Origin of the sequence: Ottowia sp. (assembly GCF_047601385.1) — a bacterium.
GTDB lineage: Bacteria > Pseudomonadota > Gammaproteobacteria > Burkholderiales > Burkholderiaceae_C > Ottowia.
Window position 1 is genome coordinate 737,989 of the sequence record NZ_JASGJP010000001.1, and the last position, 24,292, is coordinate 762,280.

Consider the following 24,292-nt stretch of genomic DNA (forward strand, 5'->3'; position numbering starts at 1 on the left):
CGCGCTGATCGGCGGCGCCTCTTCGCTTTATTTTTGATAGCTGCCGGCGCTTGCCGCACGGGCGCTGTAGCCTGTTTTTACCTTGAATCCTCGGCGGGGCCTGCGCACCGGACGCCCGCGGCTCGGCTATGCTGCCCCGCCCCATGCCCGACGCCTCTTCCCCGACCAGCCTGCGCCAGCACCGCGCCTTCATGCACCTGTGGCGCTCGCGCCTGCTGGGCGGCGCCAGCTCGCAGATGCTGATGCTGGCCATCGGCTGGCGCATGTACGACCTGACGGGCAGCGCCTGGGACCTGGGGCTGGTGGGGCTGTTCCAGTTCGCCCCCGCGCTGCTGCTGGCGCTGCCGGCCGGGCAGGTGGCCGACCAGCGGCACCGCGGCCGCGTGGTGTCGGCGTGCCAGGCGGTGGTCACCGGGGTGGCGCTGGTGCTGCTGGCGGCGCACGCCTGGCGCGCCGATTCGCGGGCGCTGCTGCTGGGCGTGTCGCTGGTGCTGGGCGCCGTGCGGGCGTACCAGATGCCGGCGCAGCAGGCGCTGACCCCGCTGCTGGTGCCGCCGCTGCTGCTGCCGCACGCCATGGCCTTCAGCGCGGCGGGCGTGCAGGCGGCGGTGATCGGCGGGCCGGCGCTGGGCGGCGCGCTGTACGCATGGGACGCCAGCGTGGTCTACGGCGCCTGCGCGCTGCTGTCGGGCGCGGCGGCGGCCTTCATGGCGGCCGTGCGCTACGCGCACCAGCCGCCGCCGCGCCAGCCGTTCAGCGCCGAGACGCTGCTGGCCGGCGTGCGCTTCATCGCCTCGCGCAAGCCGGTGCTGGGCGCCATCTCGCTCGACCTGTTCGCGGTGCTGCTGGGCGGCGCGGTGGCGCTGCTGCCGATCTTCGCCAAGGACATCCTGCACACCGGGGCCTGGGGCCTGGGCCTGCTGCGCGGCGCGCCGGCGGTGGGGGCGCTGGGCATGTCGCTGTGGCTCACGCGCCACCCGCCGGCGCGGCGCATCGGCCGCACGCTGCTGGCGGCGGTGGCGGTGTTCGGCGCCTGCATGGTGGCGTTCGGGCTGTCGCGCAGCTTCTGGCTGTCGCTGGCGGCGCTGGCGGTGTCGGGCGCGGCCGACATGGTCAGCGTGGTGATCCGCCAGACCCTGGTGCAATTGGAGACGCCCGACGCCATGCGCGGGCGCGTGAGCGCCGTCAACTCGATCTTCATCGGCGCCAGCAACCAGCTGGGCGAGTTCGAGTCCGGCGCCCTCGCCGCCTGGCTGGGCCCGGTGGGCTCGGCGGTGCTGGGCGGCGTGGGGACGATGCTGGTGGCGCTGGGCTGGGTGCGGCTGTTCCCGTCGCTGGCGCGGCGCGACCGCATGGACGAGCGGCGCGGCTGAGCGCCGCCGCGCACGCGGCCGGCCCGTCAGGCCAGGGGCTTGGCCGACACCACGATGCCATCCTCGTCGGCGTACAGCCAGTCGCCCGGGCGCACCCACACGCCCTGGATGCGCACCGGCTCGCCGGCCTGGCCTTCGCCGCGCTTGTCGGTGCGCAGCGGCATCAGCGCCAGCGCGCGGATGGGGATGCCGGCGGCGCGCAGCTCGGCCACGTCGCGCACGCAGCCGTCCACCACGATGCCGGCCCAGCCGTTCTTCGCCGCCGCCACCGCCAGGTTGCCGCCGACCAGCGCGCGGCGCAGCGAGCCGCCGCCGTCCACCACCAGCACGCGGCCCTCGCCGGGCGAGTTGACGGCCTCGCGCACGCGCGAGTTGTCCTCCGGCGCGCGCAGGGTGTGCACCGGGCCGCAGAACGCGCGCCCGGCGCCGAAGTCGCGGAAGACCGGCGGCAGCACGCGGAAGGCGCCGCTGGTGTCGCCCTCTTGGGCGTCGCACAGGTCGCAGGTGGTGAAGGCGGGTGAGGTCATGCGGGGCTTTCGGCAGGTTGGGAGAGACAGGTCGGCGCAAGCATACCCAAGCACAAAACCCAGCGTCCGCGCGAAGTTGCGCGCGCTTGCTGCGGCAGTGCCTGAAGCCCAGGCAAGGCCCGCTATCGATGTCGCGGCAAGCTGCGCCCGCGGGCGCAGCAAAAAAAGCAACAGTGCCGAGGGAAAAACAGCATTTCCCCCTTGGAAGCGTGCTCCTTATCCAGTAGCATCGCGCTCAGCCAGTTGGATGACGGTGGTCACGCTGGCCAGTCAACTCAACATCCAACAAAGAGGATCATCCATCATGGCAACTGCGAAGAAAGCACCCGCGAAGAAAGCGCCCGCCAAGAAGGCGGCCCCGGCCAAGAAAGCCGCGCCGGCGAAGAAGGCCGCCGCACCGGCGAAGAAAGCGGCCCCTGCCAAGAAAGCTGCCGCGCCGGCCAAGAAAGCCGCCGCCAAGAAGCGCACCCCCAGCGCCGCCTTCATGAAGGCGATGACCCCCAGCGCCGCGCTGGCTGCCGTGATCGGCGCCAAGCCGATGCCGCGCACCGAGGTCACCAAGAAGGTGTGGGAGTACATCAAGTCCAACAAGCTGCAGGACGCGGTGAACAAGCGCATGATCAACGCCGACGCCAAGCTGAAGGAAATCTTCAAGAAGGCCCAGGTGTCGATGTTCGAGATGACCAAGCTCATCAACAACCATCTGTCTTGATCGCGGCGCCTGCGGGCGCGGGTCAACGGAAAAGCCGGCTTACCGACAGCCGGTTTTTTTATGGCTTTTTGGCCTCCAGCGCCCGCCAGGCAAGCGCCGGCAGCTATTAAAACCAGAGCATCAGCTCTGCTCCAGCGCCTTCTGGCGGATGCTGCTGAGCGTGCCTCGGGTGGTGATGACCTCGGCGTCCAGCATGACCTCGATCAGCGTGCCCTCGGCGCGCGCCAGCGCGGCGCGCAGCGCGGGCTCGAACTGGCCGGTGCGCGCCACGCGCTCGCCGGCCCAGCCGTAGGCGCGCGCCAGGGCGGCGAAGTCGGGGTTGCGCAGGTCGGAGCCGCTGACGTGCGCGGGGAACTCGCGCTCCTGGTGCATGCGGATGGTGCCGTAGCTGCCGTTGTTGAGCAGCACGATGATCGATTTGGCGCCGTGCTGCGCGGCGGTGGCCAGTTCCTGCCCGTTCATCAGGAAGTCGCCGTCGCCGGCGATGGTGAACACCGGGCGGCCGGTGGCGATCGCCGCCGCGATGCCCGCCGGCACGCCGTAGCCCATGGCGCCGCTGGTGGGCGCCAGCTGCGTCCTGCCGCCCTTGGCGATGCCGTGGTAGCGCCAGAAGCGGTGCACCCAGCTGGCGAAGTTGCCGGCGCCGTTGGTCACCACGGCGTCGGCCGGCAGCAGGCGTTGCAGCGTGGCGACGAGGGCCGGCATGTCGATGGCGCCGGGCAGCGGCTGAGGTTGCAGGTTGGCCAGGTAGTCGGCGTGGGCGGCGTCGGCCCAGGCGCGCCAGCGCACATCGGCGGGCGTGGGCAGCTCGTCCAGCATGGCGGCGGCGCCGGGCATGGTGGCGGCCAGGCCCAAGTCGGCCTGGTAGACGCGGCCCAGCTCCGTCGGGTCGGGGTGGATGTGCACCAGCGCCTGCGCCGGGCGCGGCGGCGTGAGCAGCGTGTAGCCGCCGGTGGTCATCTCGCCCAGGCGCGGGCCGACGGCCAGCAGCAGGTCGGCGGCGCGCACGCGCTCGGCCAGCGCCGGGTTGATGCCGATGCCGACGTCGCCCGCATACAGCGGGTGGTGGTTGTCGAAGGTGTCCTGGAAGCGGAAGGCGTTGGCCACCGGCAGGTGCCAGCGCTCGGCGAAGCGCTGCAAGGCCTGGGCGGCGGCGGGCGTCCAGCCGGGGCCGCCGGCCAGGACCAGCGGTTGCTTCGCTTTCAATAGCTGCTCGCGCAGTTCCAGCGCGCGCTGGGGCGTGTTTTGGTATTGAACCGGCTCCACGCGCGGCAGCGGGCGCACGTCCACCGGCTGCGTCAGCATGTCCTCGGGCAATGCCAGCACCACCGGGCCGGGGCGGCCGTTCATGGCGGTGGCGAAGGCGCGCGCCACGTATTCGGGGATGCGCCGCGCGTCGTCGATGCGCTCCACGCGCTTGGCCATGCCGCCGGTGCTGGGGCCGAAGAAGACGCGGTAGTCCAGCTCCTGGAAGGCCTCGCGGTCGCGCTGGTCGCTGGCCACGTCGCCGACGAAGACCACCAGCGGCGTCGAGTCCTGGAACGCGGTGTGGATGCCGATGCTGGCGTTGGTCGCCCCCGGCCCGCGGGTGACGAACAGTACGCCCGGCCGGCCGGTGAGCTTGCCCGTGGCCTCGGCCATGAAGGCCGCGCCGCCCTCCTGCCGGCAGGTGACGAAGCGGATGCGGTCGCGGTACTGGTGGAAGCCGTCCAGCGCCGCCAGATAGCTCTCGCCCGGCACCCCGAAAGCGTGGGTGACGCCCTGGGCCAGCAGGCATTCAACGAGGAGGTGGCCGCCGATCTGCGTGGTCATGCCGGCGATTGTGGCCGAACCGCCGACCGCCGCCGCCCTACGCGCGCGCCGTTCGCTGGCCCACCCCCAGCGCCGCCCCCACCGACAGCAGCAGCACGACCGCCGCCGCCAGCAGCGTGGCCGAGTACCACCCCCGGTCCATGAACAGGCCGAAGATCAGCGGCGAGACGGCGAAGCCCAGGTCCAGCCCCGAGTACACCGTGCCATACACGCGCCCGGTGGCGCCCTTGGGCGTGGCCTTCTTGATCATCATGTCGCGGCTCGGCCCGCCCACGCCGACGGCGAAGCCCGTGACGGCCAGCACCGCCATGGTGCCGGCGCCGCCCAGCCAGCCGGTGGCCGCCAGCGCCATCAGCGCGGCGCCGGCCGTCATGCACCAGGCCACCACGCGGTCGCTCTGCGCCGGCACGCGCGTGGCCACCACGCCGCCGACGAACATGCCCGCCGCGCCGGCCACCATGTAGGCCGTGAGCGTGGTGGTGGCGGCCTCGAAGCTGGCGCCGTGCACCGCCTGCAGGATGGAGGCCGAGAAGTTCTGCACCACCGCCAGCGTCATGGTCGAGAGAAAGAAGAAGCCGAAGCACCACCACACCACCGGCAGCTTCATGAAGGCCAGGTCGCTGCCGCGCGTGGCCTCGGGCGCGCGCACCACGACCTCGCTGCGCAGCCGGTCGCGGTTGAGCACCAGCACCGCCAGCACCAGCGCATACAGCACGATGGCCGCCAGGTAGCCATAGCGCCAGTGGCCGAAGGCGCCGCCGAAACCCATCAGGAACACCGGCGCCAGCGCCCAGCCCAGGTTGCCCGACAGGCCGTGCGCGCTGAAGGCGTAGCCCAGGCGCGGCGGCGACACGCGCTGGTTGAGGATGGTGAAGTCCACCGGGTGGAAGGGCGCGTTGCCCACGCCGGCGAACACCGCCACCAGCATCAGCCCCATGTAGCCGTGCGCCATGAAGCCCGACAGCGCCGCCAGCATGAAGCACACGATGGCGCCGAACAGCACCGGCCGCGCGCCCACCCGGTCCACCACGAAGCCGGCGCACGCCTGCCCGATGCCGGAGATGGCGAAGAACACCGTGGCCAGGAAGCCCATCTGCGCGAAGCTGAGGCCGAAGTCCTTCATGAAGATCGGGAACAGCGGCGCCAGCAGCAGGTGCGAGAAGTGCGAGCTGGCGTGCGCCAGCCCCACCAGGCCGATGACGGCGGCGTCCTGCCGCAGCGGAACGGCGGGTGGCGAAAGCGCGGCGCCGGGCAGCGCGGCGGAGGTGGCGGGGTTCATAAGCGAAAGCGGATCAACGGACACATGATGGTAGGCAAGGCGCTTGCCCGCCGCCAGTTGCAGGAATGCGATTGTTTGACAACAATCGTCGCGAATCCGCCAAACCCGCCAGCGCCCATGCCCTCCCCCAAGCTGCGCACCGTGCCCCTCTCGGCCTCGGGCGACCCCATGTCCTACCGCCCCTCGCCCGAGCGGCCGGTGCGCGGCAAGCGCTCGCACGCCATGGGGCCGGACACGCACTTCGAGCCGCACGCGCACGCCTGGGCGCAGGTGGCCTTCTGCGCCAGCGGCGTGATCCAGGTCGGCGTGCAGCAGCGCCCGCGCGGCGACGCGCCCGCGGGCACCGAGGTGAGCTACATCGTGCCGCCCTCGCGCGCGGTGTGGATCGCCGCCGGCGCGCCGCACGCCGTCACCGTGCAGCAGCGGGCCGAGCTGCACACGCTCTACGTCGAGCCCGCCGCCATGCCCGCCGGCTGGGACGCCGAGAGCCGCGTCATCGCCGTCTCGCCGCTGCTGCGCGAGCTGATCCTGGCGCTGGAGGACACCCCGCCCGGCGAGCGCGAGCGCCAGTTGGGCCTGCTGGCCATCGACGAGATCGTGCGCGCGCCCACGCAGAGCCTGGGCGTGCCGCTGCCGCACCCGCAGCAGGGCGACAAGCGCCTGCGGGCGCTGTGCCAGGCGGTGCTGCGCGAGCCGGCGCGCGCCGCCACGCTGGCCGAGCGCGCCGCCGACGCCGGCGCCAGCGAGCGCACCGCCGCGCGACTGTTCAAGGACGAGCTGGGCACCACCTACCAGCAGTGGCGCCAGCAGGTGGTGCTGGCGCACGCGCTGCCGCTGCTGGCCAGCGGCCGGCCGATCGCCCAGGTGGCGGGGGCGTGCGGCTATGCCAGCGAAAGCGCCTTCAGCGCGATGGTGAAGGCGCAGCTGGGTCAGCCGCCCAGCGCGTTTCAAGCCAAATAGGGCGCCAACGCCCATCGGGCAATCGCCGCCAGCTATCTATTTGATATCAATCCAGCGCACCCGCCGAAGCGGTGAGGGCCTGCCGGCGCTTCCCGCGCAGGAACGGATAGCCACCGACCCACCCACCTCTGGCACAGATCGTGCGTATCGATCGGCGGAGTAGAAGCGTTCACCGCTGCGGTCCGCGATAGCCCAGGCATCGCGGACCCCCAGCGCTCGGAAATTGCTCTTGATGTGCGCATTTGGTGCGCCATGAGAGTTCGCCGCGCATGAACGGCATCCATCGCGCTCGCTCTCTGGCACCACCTCGTCGCGCATCGACGCGCCGGCGCGGGCGGGCCCCAGGCACCTGCACCGGCAACTTCGGTCAACCATCCACTAGGTGCTTTCATGCTCAGTCCCATCCCGATCATCGACCTGGCCGATGCATTGCAGCCGGGGTCGCCCCGCAGCGCGGAAGTGGCGCAGGCCATCCGCGCCGCCAGCATGGCTTCAGGATTCTTCTACGTTCGCAACCACGGGGTGCCGCCGGAAGTCGTCGCCCGGCAGTTCGATCTGGCTCGCCAGGTCATGGCCCTGTCCTTGTCCACCAAGCAGGCCTTGAACGTGCACGCCTCGCCCGCCATGCGCGGCTTCGAGATCGAGGGTTCCCAGACGCTGGATGCCAGCGCCCGGCCCGACGTGAAGGAAAGCTTCCAGTGCGGCATGGACTATCCGGATGACCATCCTTATGTGCGGGCGGGCTACCACTCCTACGGCCACAACCAGTGGCCCGCCGAAATGCCGGAGCTGCCCGCGCAATGCAGTGCCTACATCCAGCGCATGCTGGTGCTGACACGCCGCCTGATGGAACTGATGGCGCTGTCCCTGAACCTGCCCGAGCACTACTTCGACCACACCGGCCACAGCCCCATGGTCACGCTGCGGATGATCCGCTACCCGGCACATCCGCCCGATGCCGACGAGCGCACTTTTGGTGCCGGTGCGCACACCGATTGGGGCGCGATCACCGTGCTGGCGCAGGACGCGCACGGCGGCCTGGAGGTGCAGACGCCCGAGGGCGACTGGGTGCCCGCCACCCCCATCGACGGCTGCTTCGTCGTCAACCTGGGCGACATGATCCCGCGCTGGACCAACGGCCTGTACCACTCCAACCCGCACCGCGTGCGCAACGTGCATTCGGGCGGCGTGCCGCGCTATTCCATCCCCTTCTTCTACGACCTGGACTACCTCGCACGGATCGAGGCCGTGCCCGGCACGGTGCCGCCCGGCGAGCAGCCGCGCTTTCCGCCGTGCACCGCCGGCGAGCACCTGCACCACATGTACCAGACCACTTACGGCACGGCCGCCAAGGCCGCCTGACAACAGAAAGAACCCGTCCCATGAACGCAAGAATCAACGCCCTGCTGCTGGGCCTGGCCCTCTCCGGCCCCGCCCTGGCCAGCGACAGCTTCAACTTCATGACCAACTGGTACGCGCAGGCCGAGCAAGGCGGCTTCTATCAGGCGCTGGCCCAGGGTCTCTACAAGAAACACGGCCTGGATGTCACCATGCGCATGGGCGGCCCCCAGGTCAACGCGGCGCAGATCATGGCCGCCGGCCAAGCCGATTGCATCATGGGGTCGAGCGACATCCAGATGATGCAGATGCGCGAAGGCGGGCTGCCCGTGGTCAACGTCGCGGCCTTCTTCCAGAAAGACCCGTCCGTGCTCATCGCGCACGACGACGTCAACAAGCTGGAAGACCTCAAGGGCAAGACCCTGCTGCTGGCGGCCCAGTCCAGCCGCAGCTTCTGGCCCTGGCTCAAGCTCAAGTACGGCCTGAGCGACGACCAGGTGCGGCCCTACACCTTCAACATCCAGCCCTTCCTGAGCGACCGCAACGCCGCGCAGCAGGGCTATCTGACGTCGGAGCCCTTCGCGATCCAGAAGGCCGGCGCCAAGGCCACGGTGATGCTGCTGGCCGATGAGGGCTTCCCGGCCTACGCCACCACCGTCACGTGCATGGACAAGACCCTCAAGGCGCGGCCCAAGCAGGTGGCCGCCTTCATCAGGGCCACCGCCGAAGGCTGGAAAAGCTACTTCGCCGACCCCGCGCCCGGCAACGCCCTGATCAAGAAGGACAACCCCAACATGAGCGACGAACTGCTGGCTTACGGCATCGCCAAGCTCAAGGAGATGGCCGTGGTCACCGGCGGCGATGCGGGCAAGCTCGGCATCGGCGTGATCACGGATGCGCGGGCCAAGGCCAGCTATGACTTCCTCGTCAACGCCAAGCTGCTGGATCCGGCCAAGGTGAAGCTGGAGCAGACCTATTCCACCGAGTTCGTGAAGAACCTCAAGGTCATGCCATGACGGCCTGAGCGAACACCTGCCCGGGGTCGCCGACGCACCCCGGACACCCTCATCCATCCAACGCCACTTCGTTGCCCCGGCCCTGGCCGCGGCCGGGTGCGTGCGCCCCATCCATTTTTCACACCGAAGGAAATATCGCCATGAAATCACCCACAGACACCCGATCCGCCCGCCTTCTGGCCGTCGCCACGCTGGCCCTGGCCACCCTGGCTCCGGCCGCCCATGCCCTCGACTGGAGCGACACGTCCGTCGGCTTCCGCTATGGCACGCGCTTCGCAGAACCCTACATCGGCGACCACATCGCCAAGCGCGCGGTGAACCTGACCCACGCCAACGGCTACAAATGGGGCAGCAACTTCCTCAACATCGACCTGATGGCGTCGGACGCCAAGGACAGCCATGCCAAGGAAGCCTACGTGGTGTACCGGCACACGCTGGACTTCGGCAAGGTCACGGGCCACGACCTGAGCTTCGGCCCCGTGCGCGGGGTAGGCCTGACCGCCGGCCTGGACTGGAACACCAAGAACGACCCGGGCTACGGCTCGCGGCAGCGCCGCTGGCTGCTCGGCCCCACCGTGATGATGGACGTGCCGGGCTTCCTGAACCTCAGCGTCCTGGCGGCGTGGGACTCGAACCGCCCGGCCGCCGGCAGCCCGTGCAACTGCCGCTACAAGTACGACCCCCAATGGGTCTTCAACGCCAACTGGGGCTTGCCGCTGGGCGGCACGGGCCTGTCGTTCGAGGGCTACGTGAACTACTACAGCAGGAAGGGCGTCGATGAGTACGGCACCACCACGGTGCCGCAGCTCGACGTGGACGTGGCCCTGATGTACGACGTGGGCGCGGCCATGGGCTGGGGCAAGAAGTCGCTGCGGGTCGGCGTGGGCTACCAGTACTGGCGCAACAAGTTCGGCCAGCCGTCGAGCGTGCCGGGCTCACTGGCGCGCACGCCCATGCTGAAGGTGGACATGCATTTCTGACGGCGTCATGGTGGTGCGCCACGGGGGGCATCAAGCCGAGCCCTTCGGGTCTCTCACCCCCATCCCCGCCCGCACGTCCTGCCGGATGCCATGAGGCGGAAACGGATAGCGCAACCCGTTCTTCGACAGCGCCGCCATCCCGGCCAACGCCTTGGCGGTGCCGGCCGGCCTCAGGGCCACCAGCATCTCGTCGTCCAGCACGCCGCCGCAGCGCCGCGCGGCGAAGCACGGGATGGAGAGACTGGGCTGCCCGGTGGCCAGCGCCCTGCCCCGCGAATCGCGCGGACTCGAACAGCTTCATGCCGATGGACGGCGTGCGCAGCTGGAGGGCGCGCTCCAACGCGGGCGTCTCCTTGTTTCCCTGATTCTGAATGAAAAACGCCTTGCGCCGGCATGCAGCCAGCGCAAGGCGCTATCAATGAAAGAGCGTGCGCGGGGGCCGCGTCAGCCCTTGGCCTGCCCCACCGCGAAGTGGAACACCCCCGGCGCCTTGATCGGATCGACGCTGACGTCGATCTCGCTCTTGGGTGGGAAGCGCCCTTCCAGCAAGTCCTTCGACAGCGGGTTCTCGATGCGCTGCTGGATCGCCCGCTTGAGCGGCCGCGCGCCGAACACCGGGTCGAACCCCACCTTGGCCAGCTCGGCCAGCGCCTGGTCCGACACCTTGAGGCGCAGGTCCATCCTGGCCAGCCGCTCGCTGAGCGTCCTGAGCTGGATCTTGGCGATCTCGCCGATCTGGCCCGCGTCGAGGCCGTGGAACACCACGATCTCGTCGATGCGGTTCAAAAACTCGGGGCGGAAGTGGTTCTTCAGCTCGCCGAACACCGCGTCCTTGACCTCCTCGTACGGTTGCCCGGCCATGCTCTGGATCATCGGGCTGCCGATGTTGCTGGTCATGATCAGCACCGTGTTCTTGAAGTCCACGGTGCGGCCCTGGCCGTCGGTCAGGCGGCCATCGTCCAGCACCTGCAGCAGCACGTTGAACACGTCCGGGTGCGCCTTCTCGATCTCGTCGAACAGCACCACGCTGTAGGGCTTGCGGCGCACCGCCTCGGTCAGGTAGCCGCCCTCGTCGTAGCCCACGTAGCCGGGCGGCGCGCCGATCAGGCGGGCCACGGAGTGCTTCTCCATGAACTCGCTCATGTCGATGCGGATCATGTGCTCGGCGCTGTCGAACAGGAAGCTGGCCAGCGCCTTGGTCAGCTCGGTCTTGCCCACGCCGGTGGGGCCGAGGAACAGGAAGCTGCCGAGCGGCCGGTTCGGGTCCGACAGGCCCGAGCGCGAGCGGCGGATGGCGTTGGCCACGGCCGAGATGGCCTCGTCCTGACCCACCACGCGCTGGTGCAGCGCGTCTTCCATCTTCAGCAGCTTCTCGCGCTCGCCCGTCATCATCTTGCTGACAGGGATGCCGGTGGCGCGCGAAACGACCTCGGCGATCTCCTCGGCGCCGACCTGGGTGCGCAGCAGCTGCGGCGCGGCCTTCTCGCGCTGGTTCTCGCTGGCCTGCGCTTCCTTGAGCTGCTTTTCCAGCGCGGGCAGCTTGCCGTATTGCAGCTCGGCCACCTTGTTGAAGTCGCCCTTGCGGGTGAACTCCTCGATCTGGAACTTGATCTGGTCGATCTCCTTGCGCAGCTGCTCGCTGCCCTGGGCATGGGCCTTCTCGGCCTTCCAGATTTCCTCCAGGTCGGCGTACTCCTTCTCCAGCTTGGCGAGGTCTTCCTCGATCAGTTGCAGGCGCTTGGCGGAGGCCTCGTCGGTCTCCTTCTTCATCGCTTCGCGCTCGATCTTGAGCTGGATGATGCGGCGGTCGAGCTTGTCCATGGCCTCCGGCTTGGAATCGATCTCGATCTTGATCTTGGCCGCCGCCTCGTCGATCAGGTCGATCGCCTTGTCGGGCAGGAAGCGGTCGGTGATGTAGCGCGCGGAGAGCTCCGCCGCGGCGACGATGGCCGGGTCGGTGATGTCCACGCCGTGGTGCACCTCGTACTTCTCCTGCAGGCCGCGCAGGATGGCGATGGTGTCCTCCACGCTGGGCTCGCCCACCAGCACCTTCTGGAAGCGCCGCTCCAGCGCCGCGTCCTTCTCGATGTACTTGCGGTATTCGTCCAGCGTGGTGGCGCCGATGCAGTGCAGCTCGCCGCGCGCGAGGGCGGGCTTGAGCATGTTGCCGGCGTCGATGGCGCCCTCGGCCTTGCCGGCGCCCACCATGGTGTGCAGCTCGTCGATGAAGAGGATGATGCGGCCCTCCTCCTGGGCCACTTCCTTCAGCACCGACTTCAGGCGCTCCTCGAACTCGCCGCGGTACTTGGCGCCGGCCAGCAGGCCGGCCATGTCCAGCACCAGCACCTGCTTGTCCTTCAGCGTGTCGGGCACCTCGCCGGCGACGATGCGCTGGGCCAGCCCCTCGACGATGGCGGTCTTGCCCACGCCGGGCTCGCCGATCAGCACCGGGTTGTTCTTGCTGCGCCGCTGAAGCACCTGGATGGCGCGGCGGATCTCGTCGTCGCGACCGATCACCGGGTCCAGCTTGCCCAGGCGGGCGCGCTCGGTCAGGTCGAGCGTGTACTTCTTCAGCGCCTCGCGCTGGCTCTCGCCCTCGGCCGAGTCCATGGTCTGGCCGCCGCGCACGGCGTCGATGGCCGCCTCCAGGCTCTTGCGCGCCAGGCCCGCCTCCTTGGCGATGCGGCCGGCCTCGCCCTTGGCGTCGGCCAGCGCCAGCAGGAACATCTCGCTGGGCACGAACTGGTCGCCGCGCTTGATGCTTTCCTTCTCGGTGGCTTGCAGCAGCTTGACGAGGTCGGGGCCGGGCTGCACCTGCTCCTGCCCGGTGACGCTGGGCAGTCGCTTGACGGCGGCCTCGGCCTCCTGGGCCAGCTTGGCGACATTGACGCCGGCGCGCGCCAGCAGGGCACGCGGGCCGTCGGCCTGGCGCAGCATGGCGGCCAGCAGATGCACGGGTTCGATGTAGGCGTTGTCGTTACCCAGCGCGAGCGACTGGGCGTCGGCCAGGGCTTCCTGGAACTTGGTGGTGAGCTTGTCGATTCTCATGGTGGTGGTGTGTGCGTTGGCGAAGGCGGCCGCGCGGGCCGCCTCCTCGGTCACTCCTCAAATGATGACCGCCGCCGCGTTTTCAAGCGCCGAGCCGGGCGGCGCGCAGACCCCGTGGCGGCGCCGGAAGCCGGCCGGTGTTTCCGGCGGCGCGGCGTCCTGGAACAGCCCGAGGCCCTGACGGCGCGCCAGGTCGGCCTCGCGCTGGTACTTGCCCGCACGGCCACGGAAGCCCTCGGACCAGGCCCAGCCCTCTTCGACCATCCGCGCGCCCACGTCCAGGCCGTCCGATGCGCGCGCCACTTCGGCGATGGCGCGGTGGTAGCGGTCGTAAGCCCGCACGCGCACCCGCACCGCCTGCCCCAGCACCAGCGCCTGGAGCGCCTGGCGCGCCTGCTCGCCGCCGGACTGGCAGATCTCGGGCGCATCGACCCCGTCGAGCCGCACGCGCACGCGCTGGCGGCCGTCCTCGGCGCGCACCCAGAGCGAGTCGCCATCCACCACGTGGCTCACGCGCCCCGCCCAGGGCGCATCGGCGCGCGCGCTCGCGTGCGGCCACCCCAGCAGCGCCGCCAGCATGAAAGCGCAGGCCGCCGCGCCTTTCGTCATTCCACCTCGAACCATGCACCCATTCTGCCCCGCCCCTGTCGCCTGTGCGATCCAGGACGGAACGGCCCGCGATATACATTCCGAGACGCGTCACCGCCTGCCTCTGCTGCCGAGGGCTCGCCCTCGCTGACCCGCGGGCGGTACGCGGAAATTCGGTGCGCCGCTGCGCACCTCCCTACAACGTCCAGGAGACCTCCCCATCATGTCCACCCGCACCCTCATGGCGGTCGCCGCCGTCGCCGTGTTCGCCGCCGGCTGCTCCACCACGCCCAAGCCCCCCACCGCCATCGCGGAAGTCGGCGAGACCCAAGGTTATGCCAAGGGCTACATGACGCGCGACGACATGCCCGACAGCCTGGCGCTGGTGCCCCCGCCCCCCGCCGAGGGCTCGGCCGCGCTCAACGACGACATCGAGGCCTACCGCGCGCTCACCGCGCTGCGCAGCGGCCCGCGCGGTGCGCAGGCCACCAAGGACGCCGAGCTCAGGTTCCCCGCCGCCGCCGGCCACTTCGCCTGCGCGCTGGGCGTGCAGATCTCCGAGCAGAACACCCCGCACCTGAACATGCTGCTGCGCCGCACCCTGGCCGATGCCGGCGGCGCCACCTACAAGGCCAAGGACAAGTACCAGCGCACCCGGCCCTTCGTGCGGTTCAACGAAGGCACCTGCACGCCGGCGTCGGAGCCGGCGCTGCGCAAGGACGGCTCCTACCCCTCCGGCCATTCGGCGCTGGGCTGGGCCTGGGGGCTGGTGCTGACGCAGGTCGCGCCCGATCGCGCCGACGCGCTGGTGCAGCGCGCCCGCGCCTATGCGCAGAGCCGCGGCGTCTGCGGCGTGCACTGGAAGAGCGACATCGAGGCCGGCCGCCTGGTCGGCTCGACCGCCGTGGCCCGGTTGCAAACCAACGACGTCTTCCTGGCCCAGGTGGCCGAGGCCCGGAAGGAAGTCGCCAAGGCGCGCGCGGCCGGCCAGGTGCCGGCGGCGGCCGACTGCCAGGCGGAGGCGGCGGCGCTGTCGCTGTCCAAGCACCTGGCGCCCTGAAAGCGCCGCGCCAGCCACCATAATGCTGGTTCGACTGAGTGACAACTAGGGTTCCGGGTGGCCGGTTTTCAGCCACTGTCTGGACCGAGCGTTGTAGAGACTGCGGCGGGGCCGCAGCTGCACCCGAGGGAGAAAAACCCAGAGGCGGAGACGTCGAGTCTTCCCTATGGGTTTCACCTTGGAGTGCTCATGTCATTGCTTGCCTTCGCGCTGGTCGTCCTGGCCGCGTTCATTCATGCCACCTGGAACCTGCTCGCCAAGCGGGCAGCCCACGCTGGCCCTGCTTTCGTGTTCACCTACACAGGGGTGGCCTGTACCGCCTACCTGCCCTGGGTCGCCTGGCTGATCGGCTCGGAAGCGGTCTCTTGGAGCGGCGCCGGCATGGCCTGCATCGTGGTCAGTGGCGCGCTGCACCTGGCTTACAGCCTGTGTCTACAGCGCGGCTACCAGGTGGCCGATTTGTCGGTGGTCTATCCGGTGGCACGGGGCAGCGGACCGCTGCTGGCCACTATTGGAGCCCTCGTGCTGCTGGGAGAACGGCCGGGCATCGTGGGCATTGCCGGCCTGCTGGCCGTAGTCACCGGGATCGTGCTGATCTCCACGCAAGGGCGGTTGTCCCGATTCGCCGATCCCGCCAGCCGCAAAGGCGTGCACTGGGGAACGACGACGGGAGCGGCCATCGCCGGGTACACCGTGGTCGATGCATATGGGATCAAGATGCTGGGTATTCAGCCCGTGGTGCTGGATTGGTGCGCCAACGTCGTGCGGCTGGCCATGCTGCTGCCCTGGTTCCTCGCGAACCGGCGCGACGCCATGGCACGCATGCGGGGCCACTGGGGGTTAGCCATCGCCGTGGGCGTGTTATCGCCGCTGTCGTACATCCTGGTGCTGTCTGCTTTGCGGTTGGGCGCGCCGTTGAGCCTGACGGCCCCGGCCCGGGAGATGTCGATGATGGTGGGCGCCCTGCTCGGCGCGTGGATTCTGAAGGAGTCCGTCGGGTGGGGGCGGCTGTCGGGTTGCCTGGTGATGATCGTCGGCGTGGCGCTGCTTGCCAGCGCATGAGTCAAGCACGCCGCCGCGATGGCTCAGGCGTTGCGCGAACCTAGCCCCCAGCGCGCCAGCGCCGCGTCGTCGGCCACGCGCGCATCGACCCAGCGCGCGCCCGCCGGCGTGGTTTCCTTCTTCCAGAACGGCGCCTGGGTCTTGAGGTAGTCCATCAGGAACTCGCAGGCCTGGAAAGCCTGGCCGCGGTGCGGGGAGGCCACCGCCACCAGCACGATCTGCTCCTGCGGCCGCAGCCGCCCCACGCGGTGCACCACGCGCGCGCCGAGGATGTCGAAGCGGCGCTGCGCCTCGTCGATCATGGCCTCGATGGCTTTTTCGGTCATGCCGGGGTAGTGCTCCAGTTCCATCTCGCTGACCGCGTCGCCCTCACCTGTCGCTGCCGGGCCGCCCCAAGGCGAAAGCGCCCCCTCGGAGGGCAGGGAACCACGCGCAGCGGGGAGCGTGGGGACACTGTTTCTGTCACGCACCATGCCGACGAAACTGCACACCGCGCCCACGCGGCCATCGCCCGCGCGCAGGGCGGCCACCTCGGCGGCAAGGTCGAAGTCCCCGGTCTGGATGGAAACGCGCGGCGCTGGCACGGCGGGTGCGGGCATGGCGCGGATTGTGGCACCGGCGCGGGCCACTCCGACCCGGCGGCCCCCTCACTCCGTTACATCGATTCAGCCAAATTTGCGCATGGATACCCCTGTGTTACGCGATCGACCAGATGGCCCCCTACGCTCACCCTACTTACCGCGAAGGAGAAACACATGAGGAATCACCGGATCATCGCCGTCGCACTCGCCGCTTCATTGGGGTTGCCATCGCTGGCGGGCGCCCAGCCCGGCGGCCCCGAGCGCCGGCCGGGCGATCCCCCGCGCAAGACGGCCCCCGCGAAACGGGAGCCGAACCACGCGCGCGCGCCCCAGCAACGGCAGCCGGCGGGCCAGCCCGCGCCCCACATGGCGCGCGGCGCGGGACCGGACCACCGCTTTCACCAGGGGCAACGCCTGCCCTCCGAATGGCGCCACCAGCAGTACGTGGTGAACGACTGGCGCGCCCACCACCTGCGGCAGCCGCCGCGCGGCTATCAATGGGTTCAGGTCGGCGCCGACTACGTGCTGATCGCGGTGGCCACGGGCGTGATCGCCTCGCTGATCCTGAGCAACTGAGCCGCGAGTTCGCCCCTACGATGGCGCCCATGTTTGCCGCCCTGCCCTTCGCCTGCACCCGCGCCCCGCGCGCGGCGGCGCCGGCGCGTGGCGGCAAACAGGCCAAGAAACCGCAGCTCGCCTGACCGGAGCCGCGGCCTCCGTCGTCAGAATGAACGACGGCGGCGCCTGGCCTCACTCCCCTTTCCCCCTGGCACCCGTTGCGCATCCTGGCGGCGATGGCTTTGTTCCATCGGTCGTTCTGAAAGGATGCTCATGCCTGCCACCTCCGTTTCCTCGTCCATACCGTGCCCACGCGGCGATTTCCCCGGCCTGTGGGTCGCCCTGGTCACGCCGTTCCAGCCCGGCGGCGGCATCGACCACGCCGCGCTGCGCCGGCTGGTATCGCGGCTGGCCGCCGAGGGCGCGCGCGGCCTGGTGGCCTGCGGATCCACCGGCGAAGCCGCCGCGCTGGACGGCGCCGAACAGCTGGCCGTGCTCGACACGGTGCTGGATGCCGCCCAGGCCGCCGGCGGCCTGCCCGTGGTCATGGGCGCTGGCGGCCACCACCTGGGCGAGATGCGCGCGTGGCTGCGCACGCTGAACGGCCGCCCGCTGGCGGGCGTGCTGGCGCCGGCGCCGCACTACATCCGCCCCTCGCAGGCCGGCGCGCGCGACTGGTTCACGGCGCTGGCCGACGACAGCGCGACGCCGCTGGTGCTGTACGACATCCCCTACCGCACAGGCGCCACGCTGGCGCGCGACACGCTGCTGGCGCTGGCCGCGCACCCCAACATCCACGCCATCAAGGACTGCGGCGGCGACGCCGCCAAGACCCTGGCGCTGATCGCCGACGGCCGGCTGCAGGTGCTGGCGGGTGAAGACCTGAACCTGTTCGCCACCGTGGCGCAGGGCGGTGCCGGTGCCATCGCCGCCTGCGCCAACCTGCACACGCGCCGCTTCGCCGAGGTGATCCGCCTGCTGCGGCACGGCGAGCTGGCGGCGGCGCGCGCGCTGTGGCTGCCGCTGCTGCCTTTCATCGAGGCGGCGTTCGCCGAGCCCAGCCCCGCCGGTCTCAAGGCCGCGCTGGCGCTGCACGGAGAGATGAGCGACGAACTGCGCCCGCCCATGCAGCCGGCCGGCGCCGCATTGCGCGAGCGCCTGGCCGCCATCAACCGCACGCTGAACGAACCCCCGGCGCCCGCGCGCTAAGCTCGCATGCCCGACACCCCGACTTCCCACAAGGAGATTTCCCATGGCAAACCGTTTCGGCTGGCGTTCCGCCGCTCCCGCCGTCGCCCTCGCTGCCGCGCTGGCGTCCGCCTCCGCCGCCTGGGCCGGCGAGCGGCTGGACAGAATCATGGAGGCCAAGGTGCTGCGCGTCGGCACGCCGGGCGACTACCGCCCCTTCGCCATCAAGGAAGGCGGCGGCTACGCCGGCCACGACATCGACACCGTGGACGCCATGGCCAGGGAGTTGGGCGTGAGGGTGGAATACGTGCCCACCAGCTGGCCCGATCTGCTCAAGGATCTGCAGGCGAACAAGTTCGACATGGCGGTGGGCGGCATCACGCGCAACGTGGCGCGCCTCCGCGCGGTGGCCATGCTGCCGGGCTACGCGCCCTTCGGCAAGGTGGCGCTGGTGCGCGCGGCCGACAAGGACAAATTCAAGAGCGTGCAGGACCTGAACCAGCCCGGCGTGCGCGTGATCAAGAACCCCGGCGGAACCAACGAGACCTTCGTGCTGCAAAACCTGAAGAACGCGCAGGTCAGCACGCACGACAAGAACGCCGAGATCCCCGGCCTGATCGCCGAAGGCAAGGGCGACGTGATGATCACCGAGACCTACGAGGCCCTGCACTATGCCAAGGCCGACCCGCGCCTGGCCGCCGCCTTCGTCGGCGCGCCGCTCACGCCCACCAGCTGGCTCGGCTTCATGCTGCCGGCCGACGATGCCGACTACCAGCGCGTGATGAGCTTCGTGTGGGACCTGCTGGCGCAGCGCGGCACGCTCAAGGCCATCGACGACAAGTGGCTGCGCTGAACGTCAGCCACCCGTGACGGGCGGAAAGAACGCCACCTCGGCGCCGTCGGCCAGCGGCGCCGACTCGTCGCTCATCACCTGATCGATGGCCGCGCGCACCGCCCGCCCGCGCGCCAGCGCCTGCGCATGGGCGCCGCCGCGCGCGATCAGCTCGTCGCGCAGCGCCGCGACGGTGGGCGCATCGGTGGCGACGCGCTCACCGTCGCAATCCAGCGCCTCGCGGATCGAGGCGAAGTAGCGCACCGTGACCTGCTTCATGACGCCAGCAGCGCCGACAAGGGGATGAGGCGCACCGTGTCGCCCTGCGCGATGGTGGCGCCGGCCGGCAGGTCGATCAGTCCGTCGGCCCAGTGCACGGAGGTGAGCACGCTCGAATTCTGGTTGGGGAACAGGTCCAACCCGCCCTGCGTGTTGCGCCGCGCGCGCAGGAATTCACGGCGTTTATCGGGCCTGGCGCGCGTGAAATCTGCGCGGGCAGCTATCGATGGCATAGCAACGTTGGCAGCGCCTTGCAGCTTGAGCAGGAACGGCCGCACCAGCACCAGGAAGGTGACGAAGCTCGACACCGGGTTGCCCGGCAGGCCGATGAAGTGCGCCCGGCCTCCGCCCTCGCGCCGCAGGTGGCCGAAGGCAAAGGGCTTGCCGGGCTTCATGGCGATCTGCCAGAGGTCGAGCGCGCCGAGCTGCTCGACGGCGGGCTTGACGTGGTCCTCCTCGCCGACCGAGACGCCGCCGCTGGTCAGCACCAGGTCGTGATCGCGCGCGGCCGCTTGAAGGGCTTGCAGCGTGGCCTCACGCCGGTCGGGCACGGCGCCCAGGTCGGTCACCACGCAGCCGGCGCGGCGCAGCAGCGCGTGCAGGACGTAGCGGTTGCTGTTGTAGATGGCGCCGGGCGGCATGCGCTCGGGCGCCACGTCGCCGGGCATGACGAGTTCGTCGCCCGTGGAGAACAGCGCCACGCGCGGGCGGCGCGAGACGGGCAGTTCGTTCAGGCCAATTCCGGCCGCCAATCCAATACTGGCGGGCGCTAGCAGCTCTCCTTTTCGGAGCACCACGGCGCCGCGCGCGATGTCTTCGCCGGCCGGGCGCACCCACTGCCCTGGCTTGGGCGGCACGTCGATACGCACGCGGGCGCCGCCGTCCTGCGCCGGGGCGTCTTCCTGCATCACCACGGCGTCGGCACCGGCGGGGATGGGCGCGCCGGTGAAGATGCGCGCCGCGCTGCCCGGCGCCAGCGGCTGGCCGACGCTGCCTGCGGGGATGCGCTGCGTGACGGGCAGCACCGTCCCAGCCGCCGCGCAGTCGGCGGCGCGCACGGCGTAGCCGTCCATGGCGCTGTTGTCGTGCGGCGGCACGGTGAGGGCCGAGACCGAGATCCCGCGCCAGCACGCGGCCGTCGGCCTCCATGGTCGGCACGGTCTCGGCGTCCAGCGCGGGCGCGGCCTGCGCCAGCAGGCGCTCCAGCGCCTCGTCCAGCGGCATCAGGGGCGGGCGCGGCGCTGCGCTCATGCGAACACGTCCGATACGTAGCGGCCGTGCTCGCGCTCCACACGCTCGGCCCATTGCTCGGCCTGCTCGACGCTCTTGCCCATGGCCTCCTGGTAGATGCGTACGAAGGTCTCGCGCACGGCGGGGGCCATGCGGCGGCCGTCGCCGCACACGTACACGGTGGCGCCCTGCTGGAACAGCGCGGCCACGTCGGCACGGTCTTGCCACAGGCGGTGCTGCACGAAGGCGACGTCGCCCTGCGGCTGCTTGAAGAAGGCGGGGCGCACGCTGACGATGCCGGCCGTTTCCCACCGGGCCAGCTCGTCCTTGTAGAGGTAGTCCACGTCGGGGTGGTCGCAGCCGAAGAACAGCAGCGACTTGCCGACGCTGCGGCCGCTTTCGGCCTGCCGGGCGCGCTCTTGCAAAAAGCCGTGGAACGGCGCGAGGCCGGTGCCGGCGCAGACCATGATCATGGGCGTCTCGGGGTTGGCGGGCGGATGGAACAGGTCGTTCGACGGCCGCACCGCCACCGCCACGCGCGTGCCGGGCGCGGCGTTGGCGAGGAAGGTGGAGGCCATGCCCTGGAAGCGACCCTGGCCGGAGAGGGCCGGCCCATCGACCACGGCCACGGTGAGCGTGCAGCGCTCGGCGTTCCACAGCGGCGAGGACGAGATGGAGTATTGCCGCGCGCGCGCTGGCGGCAGCATCTCCAGGAAGGCGGCGAAGCTCAGGCGGCAGGCGGGGTAGCGCTCCAGCAGTTCCAGCAGGCTGACGCGCTTAGGCAAAAGGTCGCGCTGGTAGGTGGCCTCTTCGGCCAGGGCGTTCAGCTCGGCCTGCTGCGGGCCTTCGGTGACGGCGGCCAGTTGCGCCACTTGCCCGCGCGTGACGGGCTGGGCCAGCTCGACGTAGTGGAACAGCACTTCGCTGGCGTTCACCGGCAGATCCACCGGCAGCGAGGTGACGCCGCCCTCGGGCTTGCGGATGATGATCTGGCTGTCGGAGGCGAGGTCGAAGCGCTTGAGCGCGCGCATGGTCACGCCGATGGGGTTGTGCGGCAGCACGGCCAGGTAGTCGCCGGCGCGGTAGCCCATGCCCTCGGGCAGTTGGATGTCGATGTGGCGCTTGGAGCGGCCCAGGGGCGAGCTCATGTCCACCAGCTCGCGGTTTTCCACCACCTCGCCGTATTGCAGGTCGGCCAGGCGCAGCAGCGAGGCGCGCGCGTCCTTCACCACCTCCACCTGCAGTTGCGCGCCGCTGGGCGCGGCCTGCACCTGCTTGCCCAGGGCCTGGCCGAAGTCGGCCCACAGGCCCGCGTACCACTCGTCGAAGGCGCCGAAGAAGTCGCCGCCGGCATCGGTCTCGCCGCGCGCGCGCAGGCGGGTGGCGCCGGCCGCCTCCAGCGCGGCGTCGAAGCGCTGGGGCACGGCCTGGTAGGTGCGCGCCCACTGGCGGTTGCCGCAGCCGAACACGGCGTAGCGCACGCCGGCCAGGTCGCCGGCCTTCAGGCCATCGACCCAGGCGGCGAACTGGCGCGCGTTGTCGGGCGGCTGGCCTTCGTACGAGGCGGTGACGAGGACCACCGCGCCCTCGGTGGGCAGCTTGCCGGTGTAGTCGTCCAGCGTGGCCATCTGCGCGCCGTAGCCCTGGGCGGCGGCCTCGTTGGCGATGCGCTCGGCGAAGGCTTCGCACGAGCCGGTGTTGGAGCCGTAGAGCACCAGCAGCGGCGTGGCGGGGCCGCCGGGCGCCACGCGCGCAGCGGGCGCATCGGCTGGCTTGGCGGCGGGCGCGGCCGGCGCCAGCACGCCGCGCGGCTTGAACGAGGCGCTGCCGCGCCGCTTGACGCGGATGCGCAGGCCGTCGGGCTTGAGCGTCAGCGTCTCGGCCACCTTGAGCTGGTAGCCGGGGTCGTCCTCGATCAGGTCGAAGCGCTGCAGGATCATGCCGATCAGCAGGATGGCTTCCTGCATGGCGAACGGCCGGCCGATGCAGGCGCGCTGGCCGTTGCCGAAGGGCTTCCAGGCGTTGGGCGGCAGCTTGGCCATTTCCTCGGGCGCGAAGCGCTCGGGGCGGAAGGTTTCCACGTCCTCGCCCCACACGCTGGTGTCGCGGTGCAGCATGGGCGCGAGCACCAGCACCGTGTCGCGTTTGGTCAAGGGGTACTTGCCGGCGAGCGTGGTCTCTTGCAGCGGCTTGAGCGAGAAGGCCGGCGCCGTGGGCCAGATGCGCAGCGTCTCCATCAGCACCTGCTCGATGTACTTGAGCTTGCCGACGTGCTCCACGCGCGGCACCTCGTCGCCCAGCACGGCGTCCACCTCGGCGCGGGCCTTGGCGAGCACCTCGGGGTTCTTCATCAGGAAGTAGGTGGCGAACGAGAGCATGCCGCTGGTCGTCTCGTGCCCGGCGATGAGGAAGGTGATGAGCTGGTAGCGGATGTTCTCGTCCGACAGGCCCTCGCCGGTGACCGGATCGCGCCCTTGCAGCATGATGCCCAGCAGGTCTTTCTTGCTCGCGGCGTCGGGATCGCGCTTGCGCTCGGCGATCAGCTCGTCGGCCACGCGGCGCATCAGCTCCAGGTCGTGCTCGTAGGCGCGGCGCTTGCCCACCATCAGCTTGCTGGCGATCTCGGGGCGGCGCGTGCGCGCGCCCGATTCGGCCAGCGCATCGACCATGGCGCCGACGAAGGGGTGCATCTCGCGCTGGTAGAAGCTGTTGAAGCGGAAATCGAACGCGCACAGGGCGATGGTGTCGAGGGTCATGCGCGTCATGTCCTCGGTCACTTCGATCACGTTGCCGGGGCCGAAGCGCTCCCAGCGCAGCAGCATCTGGTCGGCGATCTCCAGCATGCGGTCGAACATGCCGCGGATGCCCAGCGGGCCGAAGGCCGGCATCAGCAGGCGGTGCGCCACGCCCCAGTTGGGCTCGTCGGTCTTGGCGGTGAACAGGCCGTCTCCCGCGAAGGCGCGGATGTTCTTCAGCGCGCCGGCCACGCGCTTGTCGAAGCGCTTCTCGTCGCAGACCTCGTTGACCAGCGCCTGCGAGCTGACGATGACCACCGGATTGCCGAAGAAGTCGAGCTGGTAGATGGGCCCGTACAACTGCGCCAGGCGCATGAAGCTCTGGATGGGCGTGTCGCCGTCGATGGCGCGCAGGTTGCCGATCAGCGGGTCGGTCTTGGGCTGCGGAATGGGTGCGCTGCGTGCCATGTCGAATCCTCTCCTCGTGGTTGTGCTGGCCGGCGGCGGGAGCCGGGGCGGCCATCGTACGCCATGCGCGGCGCGCGGCGGGCTGGCGAAAACGCCTGAACGCGCCTGCGTCAGCCCGCGTGGCGGCGATGGTCGTAGTCGAAGCGCTCGCCGTGCGTGACGAGCCAGTCGGCCACGGCTTGGGCGTCGTTCAAATCCAGGACGGGGCGCGGAGTGGCCAGCGGCAGGCGCTCGGGCGAATCGGTGGCGATGGCGGCGACGAAATCGTCGTCGGGGTAGCGCGCCGGCTGGCCGGCGTCGGCGCGCCAGACCTCCAGCTTGCGCAGGTCGCTGTCCCTGAAGCCCTCGACCAGCACCCAGTCCACGCCGTCGTGCAGCTCGGCCAGCAGCTGGTGCACCGACAACCCGGCCCCGCGCTCGAACTCGCGCATCAGCGCCAGGCGGTGGCTGGAGGCCACCAGCACCTCGAACGCGCCGGCCTGGCGGTGACGGTAGCTGTCCTTGCCCGGCTGGTCGATGTCGAAGCGGTGGTGCGCGTGCTTGACCACCGACACGCGCAGCCCCCGCGCCTTCAGCGCCGGGATGAGCTGCTCGATCAGCCGCGTCTTGCCGGCGTTGGAATAGCCGGCGATGCAGATCACCTTCATGGCCGGTTACTACATCATT

General features: G+C 70.4%; 21 protein-coding genes and 1 pseudogene. 11 read left to right on the plus strand and 11 right to left on the minus strand.

Features of this window, described 5'->3' with window-relative positions:
• Nucleotides 1-143: 143 nt before the first annotated feature.
• Complete coding sequence (locus QM772_RS03605; RefSeq protein WP_415134092.1) at nucleotides 144-1,373, plus strand: MFS transporter; 1,230 nt, start codon at nucleotides 144-146, stop codon at nucleotides 1,371-1,373.
• A 26-nt stretch (nucleotides 1,374-1,399) separates the two neighbouring features.
• Here QM772_RS03605 and rraA read toward each other — a convergent pair whose 3' ends face one another.
• Nucleotides 1,400-1,900 carry a ribonuclease E activity regulator RraA gene (gene rraA, locus QM772_RS03610; RefSeq protein WP_415134093.1) on the minus strand — a complete coding sequence of 167 codons (501 nt, stop codon included), beginning with the start codon at nucleotides 1,898-1,900 and terminating at the stop codon, nucleotides 1,400-1,402.
• Nucleotides 1,901-2,204: 304 nt separating this feature from the next.
• Between rraA and QM772_RS03615 the strand changes: the two genes are divergently transcribed.
• Nucleotides 2,205-2,612, plus strand: a complete 408-nt coding sequence (locus tag QM772_RS03615; RefSeq protein ID WP_415139445.1) for an SWIB/MDM2 domain-containing protein — start codon at nucleotides 2,205-2,207, stop codon at nucleotides 2,610-2,612.
• A gap of 120 nt (nucleotides 2,613-2,732) precedes the next feature.
• On the opposite strand, the gene QM772_RS03620 is transcribed toward QM772_RS03615, so the two are convergent.
• On the minus strand, nucleotides 2,733-4,424 hold the full coding sequence (locus QM772_RS03620) for a thiamine pyrophosphate-binding protein (RefSeq protein ID WP_415134094.1): 1,692 nt from the start codon (nucleotides 4,422-4,424) through the stop codon (nucleotides 2,733-2,735).
• Between the two features lie 37 nt (nucleotides 4,425-4,461).
• Complete coding sequence (locus QM772_RS03625) at nucleotides 4,462-5,703, minus strand: MFS transporter (RefSeq protein WP_415134095.1); 1,242 nt, start codon at nucleotides 5,701-5,703, stop codon at nucleotides 4,462-4,464.
• A gap of 117 nt (nucleotides 5,704-5,820) precedes the next feature.
• Between QM772_RS03625 and QM772_RS03630 the strand changes: the two genes are divergently transcribed.
• The 4 genes from QM772_RS03630 (at nucleotide 5,821) to QM772_RS03645 (ending at nucleotide 9,997) form a co-directional block, all read left to right on the plus strand.
• Nucleotides 5,821-6,663, plus strand: coding sequence for an AraC family transcriptional regulator (locus QM772_RS03630; RefSeq protein ID WP_415134096.1), 843 nt, complete (start codon nucleotides 5,821-5,823; stop codon nucleotides 6,661-6,663).
• Nucleotides 6,664-7,053: 390 nt separating this feature from the next.
• Nucleotides 7,054-8,025, plus strand: coding sequence for an isopenicillin N synthase family dioxygenase (locus tag QM772_RS03635; protein ID WP_415134097.1), 972 nt, complete (start codon nucleotides 7,054-7,056; stop codon nucleotides 8,023-8,025).
• Nucleotides 8,026-8,045: 20 nt separating this feature from the next.
• A complete protein-coding gene (locus tag QM772_RS03640; RefSeq protein WP_415134098.1) occupies nucleotides 8,046-9,017 on the plus strand; it encodes an ABC transporter substrate-binding protein in 972 nt (323 codons plus the stop codon).
• Between the two features lie 140 nt (nucleotides 9,018-9,157).
• Nucleotides 9,158-9,997: an outer envelope protein gene (locus QM772_RS03645; protein ID WP_415134099.1), complete on the plus strand. Its 840-nt coding sequence runs from the start codon at nucleotides 9,158-9,160 to the stop codon at nucleotides 9,995-9,997.
• A 30-nt stretch (nucleotides 9,998-10,027) separates the two neighbouring features.
• Here QM772_RS03645 and QM772_RS03650 read toward each other — a convergent pair whose 3' ends face one another.
• From QM772_RS03650 to QM772_RS03660, 3 genes are all read right to left on the minus strand, one after another.
• Nucleotides 10,028-10,198: a hypothetical protein gene (locus QM772_RS03650; RefSeq protein ID WP_415134100.1), complete on the minus strand. Its 171-nt coding sequence runs from the start codon at nucleotides 10,196-10,198 to the stop codon at nucleotides 10,028-10,030.
• Nucleotides 10,199-10,441: 243 nt separating this feature from the next.
• Complete coding sequence (clpB, locus tag QM772_RS03655; RefSeq protein ID WP_415134101.1) at nucleotides 10,442-13,045, minus strand: ATP-dependent chaperone ClpB; 2,604 nt, start codon at nucleotides 13,043-13,045, stop codon at nucleotides 10,442-10,444.
• A gap of 57 nt (nucleotides 13,046-13,102) precedes the next feature.
• The gene (locus tag QM772_RS03660) at nucleotides 13,103-13,654 is read right to left on the minus strand and encodes a thermonuclease family protein (protein ID WP_415134102.1); all 552 of its coding nucleotides are present in this window, start codon (nucleotides 13,652-13,654) and stop codon (nucleotides 13,103-13,105) included.
• 202 nt (nucleotides 13,655-13,856) lie between these two features.
• On the opposite strand from QM772_RS03660, the gene QM772_RS03665 reads away from it, so the two are divergent.
• Together QM772_RS03665 and QM772_RS03670 are read left to right on the plus strand one after the other, a co-directional pair.
• The gene (locus QM772_RS03665; protein WP_415134103.1) at nucleotides 13,857-14,693 is read left to right on the plus strand and encodes an acid phosphatase; all 837 of its coding nucleotides are present in this window, start codon (nucleotides 13,857-13,859) and stop codon (nucleotides 14,691-14,693) included.
• Nucleotides 14,694-14,882: 189 nt separating this feature from the next.
• Complete coding sequence (locus QM772_RS03670) at nucleotides 14,883-15,755, plus strand: EamA family transporter (protein WP_415134104.1); 873 nt, start codon at nucleotides 14,883-14,885, stop codon at nucleotides 15,753-15,755.
• 23 nt (nucleotides 15,756-15,778) lie between these two features.
• Here QM772_RS03670 and QM772_RS03675 read toward each other — a convergent pair whose 3' ends face one another.
• On the minus strand, nucleotides 15,779-16,339 hold the full coding sequence (locus QM772_RS03675; protein WP_415139447.1) for a molybdenum cofactor biosynthesis protein MoaE: 561 nt from the start codon (nucleotides 16,337-16,339) through the stop codon (nucleotides 15,779-15,781).
• Between the two features lie 171 nt (nucleotides 16,340-16,510).
• On the opposite strand from QM772_RS03675, the gene QM772_RS03680 reads away from it, so the two are divergent.
• The 3 genes from QM772_RS03680 (at nucleotide 16,511) to QM772_RS03690 (ending at nucleotide 18,935) form a co-directional block, all read left to right on the plus strand.
• Nucleotides 16,511-16,912, plus strand: coding sequence for an RcnB family protein (locus QM772_RS03680; protein WP_415134105.1), 402 nt, complete (start codon nucleotides 16,511-16,513; stop codon nucleotides 16,910-16,912).
• Nucleotides 16,913-17,167: 255 nt separating this feature from the next.
• Nucleotides 17,168-18,103 (plus strand): 4-hydroxy-tetrahydrodipicolinate synthase, encoded by a 936-nt coding sequence (dapA, locus tag QM772_RS03685; protein WP_415134106.1) that lies wholly within the window; start codon nucleotides 17,168-17,170, stop codon nucleotides 18,101-18,103.
• Between the two features lie 43 nt (nucleotides 18,104-18,146).
• A complete protein-coding gene (locus QM772_RS03690) occupies nucleotides 18,147-18,935 on the plus strand; it encodes a transporter substrate-binding domain-containing protein (RefSeq protein WP_415134107.1) in 789 nt (262 codons plus the stop codon).
• A 3-nt stretch (nucleotides 18,936-18,938) separates the two neighbouring features.
• Here QM772_RS03690 and QM772_RS03695 read toward each other — a convergent pair whose 3' ends face one another.
• The 4 genes and pseudogenes from QM772_RS03695 to mobB form a co-directional block, all read right to left on the minus strand.
• Nucleotides 18,939-19,193 carry a MoaD/ThiS family protein gene (locus tag QM772_RS03695; protein WP_415134108.1) on the minus strand — a complete coding sequence of 85 codons (255 nt, stop codon included), beginning with the start codon at nucleotides 19,191-19,193 and terminating at the stop codon, nucleotides 18,939-18,941.
• Nucleotides 19,190-20,444, minus strand: a pseudogene (gene glp / locus QM772_RS03700) (gephyrin-like molybdotransferase Glp). The gene QM772_RS03695 and the pseudogene glp overlap by 4 nt, the downstream one beginning before the upstream one ends.
• Nucleotides 20,441-23,626 carry a bifunctional cytochrome P450/NADPH--P450 reductase gene (locus QM772_RS03705; protein WP_415134109.1) on the minus strand — a complete coding sequence of 1,062 codons (3,186 nt, stop codon included), beginning with the start codon at nucleotides 23,624-23,626 and terminating at the stop codon, nucleotides 20,441-20,443. Before QM772_RS03705 ends, glp begins: the two are co-directional and overlap by 4 nt.
• Nucleotides 23,627-23,736: 110 nt before the next feature.
• Entirely contained in the window at nucleotides 23,737-24,273 is a 537-nt protein-coding gene (gene mobB / locus QM772_RS03710) for a molybdopterin-guanine dinucleotide biosynthesis protein B (RefSeq protein ID WP_415134110.1), read from the minus strand.
• Nucleotides 24,274-24,292: the final 19 nt, after the last annotated feature.

Coding starts and splice junctions, on each gene's coding strand:
- QM772_RS03605 (WP_415134092.1), top strand. CDS start 144: ATGCCCGACGCCTCTTCCCCGACCAGCCTGCGCCAGCACCGCGCCTTC.
- rraA (WP_415134093.1), bottom strand. CDS start 1,900: ATGACCTCACCCGCCTTCACCACCTGCGACCTGTGCGACGCCCAAGAG.
- QM772_RS03615 (WP_415139445.1), top strand. CDS start 2,205: ATGGCAACTGCGAAGAAAGCACCCGCGAAGAAAGCGCCCGCCAAGAAG.
- QM772_RS03620 (WP_415134094.1), bottom strand. CDS start 4,424: ATGACCACGCAGATCGGCGGCCACCTCCTCGTTGAATGCCTGCTGGCC.
- QM772_RS03625 (WP_415134095.1), bottom strand. CDS start 5,703: ATGAACCCCGCCACCTCCGCCGCGCTGCCCGGCGCCGCGCTTTCGCCA.
- QM772_RS03630 (WP_415134096.1), top strand. CDS start 5,821: ATGCCCTCCCCCAAGCTGCGCACCGTGCCCCTCTCGGCCTCGGGCGAC.
- QM772_RS03635 (WP_415134097.1), top strand. CDS start 7,054: ATGCTCAGTCCCATCCCGATCATCGACCTGGCCGATGCATTGCAGCCG.
- QM772_RS03640 (WP_415134098.1), top strand. CDS start 8,046: ATGAACGCAAGAATCAACGCCCTGCTGCTGGGCCTGGCCCTCTCCGGC.
- QM772_RS03645 (WP_415134099.1), top strand. CDS start 9,158: ATGAAATCACCCACAGACACCCGATCCGCCCGCCTTCTGGCCGTCGCC.
- clpB (WP_415134101.1), bottom strand. CDS start 13,045: ATGAGAATCGACAAGCTCACCACCAAGTTCCAGGAAGCCCTGGCCGAC.
- QM772_RS03660 (WP_415134102.1), bottom strand. CDS start 13,654: ATGACGAAAGGCGCGGCGGCCTGCGCTTTCATGCTGGCGGCGCTGCTG.
- QM772_RS03665 (WP_415134103.1), top strand. CDS start 13,857: ATGTCCACCCGCACCCTCATGGCGGTCGCCGCCGTCGCCGTGTTCGCC.
- QM772_RS03670 (WP_415134104.1), top strand. CDS start 14,883: ATGTCATTGCTTGCCTTCGCGCTGGTCGTCCTGGCCGCGTTCATTCAT.
- QM772_RS03680 (WP_415134105.1), top strand. CDS start 16,511: ATGAGGAATCACCGGATCATCGCCGTCGCACTCGCCGCTTCATTGGGG.
- dapA (WP_415134106.1), top strand. CDS start 17,168: ATGCCTGCCACCTCCGTTTCCTCGTCCATACCGTGCCCACGCGGCGAT.
- QM772_RS03690 (WP_415134107.1), top strand. CDS start 18,147: ATGGCAAACCGTTTCGGCTGGCGTTCCGCCGCTCCCGCCGTCGCCCTC.
- QM772_RS03695 (WP_415134108.1), bottom strand. CDS start 19,193: ATGAAGCAGGTCACGGTGCGCTACTTCGCCTCGATCCGCGAGGCGCTG.
- QM772_RS03705 (WP_415134109.1), bottom strand. CDS start 23,626: ATGGCACGCAGCGCACCCATTCCGCAGCCCAAGACCGACCCGCTGATC.
- mobB (WP_415134110.1), bottom strand. CDS start 24,273: ATGAAGGTGATCTGCATCGCCGGCTATTCCAACGCCGGCAAGACGCGG.